This is a genomic window from Kitasatospora sp. NPDC088134 (genome assembly GCF_044741705.1).
Classification (GTDB): Bacteria; Actinomycetota; Actinomycetes; order Streptomycetales; family Streptomycetaceae; genus Kitasatospora.
In genome coordinates, this window is record NZ_JBIUTD010000037.1 from 62,695 (window position 1) to 69,355 (window position 6,661).

5 protein-coding genes are annotated in these 6,661 nt (G+C 69.1%); 2 read left to right on the plus strand and 3 right to left on the minus strand.

The features are described from left to right. Window positions 1-60: 60 nt before the first annotated feature. Complete coding sequence (locus tag ACIOHG_RS35060) at window positions 61-1,146, minus strand: DUF475 domain-containing protein (RefSeq protein ID WP_400956969.1); 1,086 nt, start codon at window positions 1,144-1,146, stop codon at window positions 61-63. Window positions 1,147-1,197: 51 nt separating this feature from the next. Further along, entirely contained in the window at window positions 1,198-1,773 is a 576-nt protein-coding gene (locus tag ACIOHG_RS35065) for a TerD family protein (protein ID WP_400956972.1), read from the minus strand. Window positions 1,774-2,145: 372 nt separating this feature from the next. Here ACIOHG_RS35065 and ACIOHG_RS35070 point away from each other — a divergent pair, with 372 nt between their 5' ends. Together ACIOHG_RS35070 and ACIOHG_RS35075 are read left to right on the plus strand one after the other, a co-directional pair. Beyond that, window positions 2,146-4,515, plus strand: coding sequence for a PQQ-binding-like beta-propeller repeat protein (locus ACIOHG_RS35070; protein ID WP_400956974.1), 2,370 nt, complete (start codon window positions 2,146-2,148; stop codon window positions 4,513-4,515). Continuing rightward, the gene (locus tag ACIOHG_RS35075) at window positions 4,440-5,498 is read left to right on the plus strand and encodes a phage major capsid protein (RefSeq protein WP_400956976.1); all 1,059 of its coding nucleotides are present in this window, start codon (window positions 4,440-4,442) and stop codon (window positions 5,496-5,498) included. The genes ACIOHG_RS35070 and ACIOHG_RS35075 overlap by 76 nt, the downstream gene beginning before the upstream one ends. Window positions 5,499-5,954: 456 nt before the next feature. Here ACIOHG_RS35075 and ACIOHG_RS35080 read toward each other — a convergent pair whose 3' ends face one another. Beyond that, entirely contained in the window at window positions 5,955-6,161 is a 207-nt protein-coding gene (locus ACIOHG_RS35080) for a hypothetical protein (RefSeq protein WP_400956978.1), read from the minus strand. Window positions 6,162-6,661 lie beyond the last annotated feature (500 nt).

Consider the following 6,661-nt stretch of genomic DNA (forward strand, 5'->3'; position numbering starts at 1 on the left):
CGCGCCCGCCGGGGAACTCCCCCGGCGGGCGCGGCTGTTGTGGTACCGGCGGGCGGCGCGCTAGGAGTCCGCGCCCGCACCCTCCAGCGCCTGCTGGCGCTTGTTGCGGATCATCGAGGAGGCCAGCGCCGCGCCGATGAAGGCGACGCCGATCAGGCCGGTGACGATCTCCGGGATGTGGTACTTGATCGAGGCGAGCAGGATCAGCGCCAGCGCGCCGATCGCGTAGTGCGCGCCGTGCTCCAGGTACACGTAGTCGTCCAGGGTGCCCTTGCGGACCAGGAAGACGGTCAGCGAGCGGATGTACATCGCGCCGATGCCGAGGCCCAGGGTGATCTGGAAGATGTCCTGCGAGATGGCGAACGCGCCGACCACGCCGTCGAAGGAGAACGAGGCGTCCAGGACCTCCAGGTAGACGAAGAGGAAGAACGCGGCCTTGCCGCCGACCTGCATGATCGACTTTCCGCTGCGCTCGGCCTCCTCCTCGGCCTCCTGCTGCTCCTCCAGGCCGGACTCGAAGACCTCGGAGAGGCCGTTCACGGCGAGGTAGGTGGCGAGGCCGCAGACGCCGGCCAGCAGCACCGTCTCGGCGCGGTCACCGGCGAAGAAGCGGGAGGACAGGGCGAGCACGACCAGCGCGACGACCGAGGAGAGCGCGTCCAGCTTGCCGATCTTCTCCAGCGGCTTCTCCAGCCAGCGCAGCCAGTTGAAGTCCTTCTCCTCGAAGATGAAGTCGAGGAAGATCATCAGCAGGAAGATGCCGCCGAAGGCCGCGATGGCCGGGTTGGCCAGGTCGAGGTACTCGCCGTAGGTGTGGCCGTCGTGGGTCTTGCTCGAGTCGAGCGCCAACTCGATGACGGTGCCCGGGTTGAGGTGCGCGGTGAGGCCGACGACCAGCAGCGGGAAGACCAGCCGCATGCCGAAGACCGCGATCAGCACGCCGACCGTGAGGAAGATCTTCTGCCAGAAGGCGTTCATCCGCTTCAGGACGGTGGCGTTGACGACGGCGTTGTCGAAGGACAGGGAGATCTCGAGGATCGAGAGGATCAGGACGACGCCGAATCCTTCGGCCCCCCAGATCAGGCCGGCGGCGATCAGGCCGGCGATCGTGATGGCGAAGGACCATCCGAACGTACGGAGGAACACGGGGTCGGTTACCTTTCTGGCTACCGGAATTGACCGATTCCGGAGTGGTGGTTACTGGACGTTGACGCCGAAGTCGAGCGCGATCCCGCGCAGGCCCGAGGCGTAGCCCTGGCCCACCGCGCGGAACTTCCACTCGCCCTGGTAGCGGTACAGCTCGCCGAAGATCATCGCGGTCTCGCCGGAGGCGTCCTCGGACAGGTCGTAGCGCGCGATCTCGCTGCCGTCGGCCAGGTTGACCACCCGGATGTAGGCGTTGGAGACCTGCCCGAAGCTCTGCAGCCGGGCGTCGGCGTCGTAGATGGAGACGGCGAAGACCACCTTGTCGATCTGCACCGGCACCAGGTCGAGGTGGACCTGCACCACCTCGTCGTCCCCGTCACCGTCGCCGGTGAGGTTGTCGCCCTGGTGCTCGACCGAGCCCTCGGGGCTGCGCAGGTTGTTGTAGAACACGAAGTACTCGTCGCCGAGGACCCGGCCGCCGGAGCACAGCAGCGCGCTGGCGTCCAGGTCGAAGGGCGCGCCGGTGGTGGACCGGGCGTCCCAGCCGAGACCGATCTGAACCTGGGTCAGGTTCGGCGCGGCCTTGGTCAGCGAGACGTTCCCGCCCTTGGCGAGGGTGACGGACATCGGACTTCCTCCCAGCTCCCGTCTCCGGGGCTCCCGGGGCGTGCAGTGGCGGAGCCGCCGTCGGACCGCCCCGGGAGGGCCGGTCCGGCGGGATGCACCCGAAAGGCGCACCCAAGAGGTCTACGCCCCCGGACGGCCGCGCAGTGCTGCACACCCGACTGAACTTCCTGAACTCCGCGCTCCGCCCGGCCCGGTGACCACCCCGGGGCCCCGAGGGCCGCCCCGCGCACTCCCCCGGCCGGTCGACGGATCGCGGCCGAATCTATCAAGCCCCCGTCCCGCCCCGGCGGCAGCGGGCCGCCCGGTACGCTGCGGCCCTGCCGCGGGAACACCGCTCGGCGCCGGACGAAGAACCAACGGGGGTACCAGGCAATGCCGTTCGAACCACTCGATCGCACCGATCCGGAGACGGTCGGCCCGTACCACCTGCTGGCCAGACTCGGCGCCGGCGGGATGGGCCGGGTCTACCTGGCCCGTTCCGCCGGCGGCCGGACGGTGGCGGTCAAGGTGGTGCGCGCGGACCTGGCGGAGGACGCCGACTTCCGGGAGCGCTTCCGCCGCGAGGTGTCCGCCGCGCAGTCCGTGGACGGCGCCTGCACCGCCCCGGTGGTGGACGCCGACCGGGACGGCCCCTCGCCCTGGCTGGCCACCGCGTACGTGCTCGGCCCGGCGCTGAGCGAGGCCGTGGCGGCACACGGCCCGCTGCCGTTGGAAACCGTGCGCACCCTGGGCACCGGCCTGGCGCAGGCGCTGGCCGCCATCCACGCGGCGGGGCTGGTGCACCGCGACCTGAAGCCCTCCAACGTGCTGCTGGCCGCCGACGGGCCCCGGGTGATCGACTTCGGCATCGCCCGGGCGCTCGACGGCGACCGGCTGACCTCGACCGGCGTCGTGGTCGGCTCGCCCGGCTTCATGAGCCCCGAGCAGGCCGCCGGGCGCCGGCTCGGCCCGCCCAGCGACGTGTTCTCGCTCGGCTCGGTGCTGGTGCTGGCCGCCACCGGCCACGGCCCGTTCGACCGCGCCGAGGACGGCGGCGCGCCCTCCGCGGCCTCCCTGCTGTACCGGGTGGTGCACGACGAGCCGGACCTGGCCGGCCTGCCGGAGGCGCTGCGCCCGGCGGTCACCGCCTGCCTGGCGAAGGACCCGGCCGACCGGCCCGCGCCGGACCGGCTGGCGGCGCTGCTGGGCGGGGCGGCGACCCCGGCCCGCGCCGGCTGGCTGCCCACCGCGGTCGCCTCCGACATCGCCACCCACGCGGCCGCGGTCATGGACCTGGAGGCCCCGGTCCGGTCCGCCGACCCGCGCCGGGCACAGACGGCCGTCCCCACGCCCACCGAGGTCTCCGCCCCGGGGGACGGGGGCACCGTCCGCCTGCGCGCCGCTGCCGCGCCGTCACCGCGGGGCGCCCGGGAGGCCGACACCGCCACCGTCTCCGCGCAGCCCGCCGGGGAGGCCGCCGCGGGTCCGTCCCGCCGCGGCCTGCTGCTGGGCGGCGGCGCGGCCCTGCTGGCCGGCGCGGGCGGCCTGACCGCCTGGGCGCTGTCCGGGAAGGACGCGCCCGACCCGTCGCCGGCCCCGTCGCCCACCGGCTCCACCACCGGCTCGGCCTCCCCGTCGCCGGCCCGCAGCACCCGCGCCCCGGGCGTGCCGCCGGCCGCGCTGTGGACGTACCGGGTCACCGGCGGCAACACCGGCACCGTGGCGATGGCCTTCTCCCCCGGCCTGGCGCACCTCGGCGGCACCGACCTGATCACCCTCACCACGAACGACGGCAAGGTGAAGTGGTCCACCCCGAACGCGGTGGCCAACCACCTCGGCTGCGCGGGCGGTTCGCTCTCCTACGGCAACGTCATCGATCTGATCACGGTGGACGCGTCCTCCGGCTCGGTGCTGTGGAAGTACACCCCTGAGCAGGGCAAACCGCACGGGACCCAGATCAGTTCGGACATCGTGCTGGCCGCCGACGACCGCGCCGTGTACGCGATGTGCGGCTTCGTGGAGCTGGACGGCTCCGGTTTCCCGGACCCGGACAAGAAGTCCACCCCGGGAATCATGGCGCTGTCCCGCAAGGACGGTTCGATGCTGTGGAACCAGCGCCGCAACCCGACCGCCGACTACTACGTGAGCTCCGACCTGACCGCGGACACCCTGCTGTACACCGACAGCAAGGAGAACCTGGTCGCCCGCTCGCTGGCCACCGGCACCCAGAGCTGGGTCGCCTCCACCCACTCGCACGCCTCGTACCAGCCGGCGGTCCAGGACGGCCTGGTGTTCTGCTCGACCGACCCGAACGGCCTGCAGGGCGTCCGGGTGTCCGACGGCAAGCAGGTCTGGGCGAAGACCTCGGAGCGGTCCACCCGGATGTGGTACTCGCCGCCCGCGGCCGGCGGCCACGTCGTGTACGCGATCCTCGGCGGCATGACGATGACCATCCAGGGCACCACCTACACCCCGACCGCCCCGACCCGGGTGGTGGCCTTCAACGCGACCGACGGCACCGAGCTGTGGCACCTGGAGCTGCCCTCCGAGGCGCTGATGGACACCGGCCCCGTGCTGGTCAAGGACACCCTGTTCGTGCCGACCGCGAACAAGGGCATCCACGCCGTCGACGTACGGGCCCACAAACTGCGCTGGACCTTCCAGTCCGCCGTGGACGGCCTGGCGCCGTGGCAGCTGTTCGGCAACGGCGAGCTGCTGTTCGCCCTCCAGGGCGAGCAGCTGATCGCACTGCCCCCGGAGTAGCCGCGCACCGGGCCGGGACCGCGGACGGTCCCGGGCCCGGCCCGGCGGGCGCTCGCTGGGGTTCGCCGCTGCCGGGCGGACAGGTCGAAAGCCGGGCCCGTAGCAGCTTTATTCTGCCCTCTGGCCAGGAATATAGCGACTTCACCAGTGACCCGGCGTCGGGCGGAATGACCATCACGCCGCAGGTCTACAATCAGTTCCTTACGTCCCTGCGCAAGAAGTCAGCATTCCTGCCGGCCGGGGTAAATGTGGCTCCAATCGATTCTGGCAGTCTGCACCTGCCGACGGCTTCAGACGACGGTACAGCCTCGATTGTGGATGAGGGAGCGACTATCCCCACCTCGGATATTCAGGTAGCCGACAACGGCTTCAAGGCGTACAAGGTGGCCATGCTTCGGGCTGTCACGCATGAGGTTCTAGCCGACTCAGCCATTGATATCCGCAAGGGCGTTACGGACGCGATGATTCGCGGAACGGCCTCGGCCGTTGACGACTACTTCCTGAATGGGGCTGGAGTTAAGCAGCCTCTTGGGCTGCTCAAGACTCCTGGGGTCGTGAGTACAGCTCTGACGGCCGCTATCACGCTGGACAACGTGGCCGACGAAATGGCGGCCTTTGAAGCCTTCGGCGGTACAGTGGCGGCCATTCTGGCCGACCCGGCATCGTTCAATGTTCTGCGTAAGGCAAAGGCGTCCACAGCGGGTACCTATCATTCGTCGCCCTTCGCGGCTACGGATGGGCCTCGCCAGATTTGGGGAGCGAATCCGATTCCGGCCCCGCGCATGGCGTCGGGCATGGTTGCCCTAATGGATTCCTCGCAGGTTTGGGCTGGCCTCCGCCAGGACGTAGAAATCATGTACAGCGAAGAGTACTTCTTTGCTCAGGATAAGCTCAGAATTCGCCTCACGTCCCGTTGGGCCGGTGTCGGCCTGACCGACACGAAGGCCGCAAGGGTCCTCACGAAGGCCGCAAACGGCACCTGATGACGCTAAGAAAGAACTAGCAAAAGAACGAACCCTATTGAATGACGGACTTACCGATGGGTCTACCTTTCGAAAGGATTCAGGAATAATTCCACATGAATGCGTCAAATAGGCGCAATGGAGAAGTGGGCGTAGAGGGGCACCCCGAAAGGTGCCCCTCGCTATATCTCGTCCATTTGGATGCGCGAGCGTGTCTCTGCCCATATCGTGTGGCGCTGCTCACGAAACGAGTGGCCGTACAGATCGGCCGTGGCCAGGAGGGCCAAGACAGCGGCAACTACCGTCTCATCAAGGCTGAATGAGGTGTTTTCGAGCCGGTAGCCCCCCTTGGCCTGTCGGATGATCCGGGTTTCGGCACCAGTTGCCTCGGTAAGCCTGGCGGCCAGCTCCCACACGCAGTTGGGCGTGTCCGTCACTGACTGCCCAAAGCTGCTTGCCGACAAGTTGGCCGATCGATCAACCACTGCTTACAGTCCAGGAGTTGAAGCTGCCCGGCTGCTCATCGGGCGGGATCAGATCGCGCAGCTTCGTGATGGCCTCCCGTCCACCCTTGAGGGGACGGACGAACACGCCGAAGCTGTGCACCGACATGATCCTGACGGCCTGGCCGGACCGTCGATCGTAGGCGGCCTGCCCCTCTTCGGGTTCCCACCGCCCAGTCATGCGCTCAACTCCCTTCGTACGACGTACAGTCCGTCGCTCGGAAGTGCGGGCATTACGCCGGTTTCGCCGAGAACGCGAGCCATAAGCCGCTGAGACTGGCCGTCGATCAGTCGGCCGGTGAGCCGGGCGTACTCGGTGAGCACGTCGGCCAGGGCACGCGCCGTAGCGGCACTGCAACCCCCGAGGGAGACATGGGCCCCCTGGCGCATGCCGCGCCCGCCGGTTACCGGCATCAAGTTGGGCTCGGACGGCAGACCTGCGAGCCTCCACGCCGTCTCCATGGCGTCTGCTGCCGCTTCTGACTCCGCGCGGTAGGCGCGTTGCTGCGCTGTCTCGCTCTCCATCTCAGTCACGGCTGCCCCGTCTCTCCTGGTCAGTCTTCCGGCTCGACTACCTGTGTACTGGTGTCCCGCGTCAGACTTTGTGGCAGGGCTCGTTTGTTGCGGGTCCTGCTGCTTGAAGGAGTCTGATCGATCATGGTGAGACCGCCGGCGTTGCCG

Bases quoted from the DNA above. Each gene is read 5' to 3' on its own strand.
- ACIOHG_RS35065 (WP_400956972.1), bottom strand. From the start codon at position 1,773: ATGTCCGTCACCCTCGCCAAGGGCGGGAACGTCTCGCTGACCAAGGCC.
- ACIOHG_RS35070 (WP_400956974.1), top strand. From the start codon at position 2,146: ATGCCGTTCGAACCACTCGATCGCACCGATCCGGAGACGGTCGGCCCG.
- ACIOHG_RS35080 (WP_400956978.1), bottom strand. From the start codon at position 6,161: ATGACTGGGCGGTGGGAACCCGAAGAGGGGCAGGCCGCCTACGATCGA.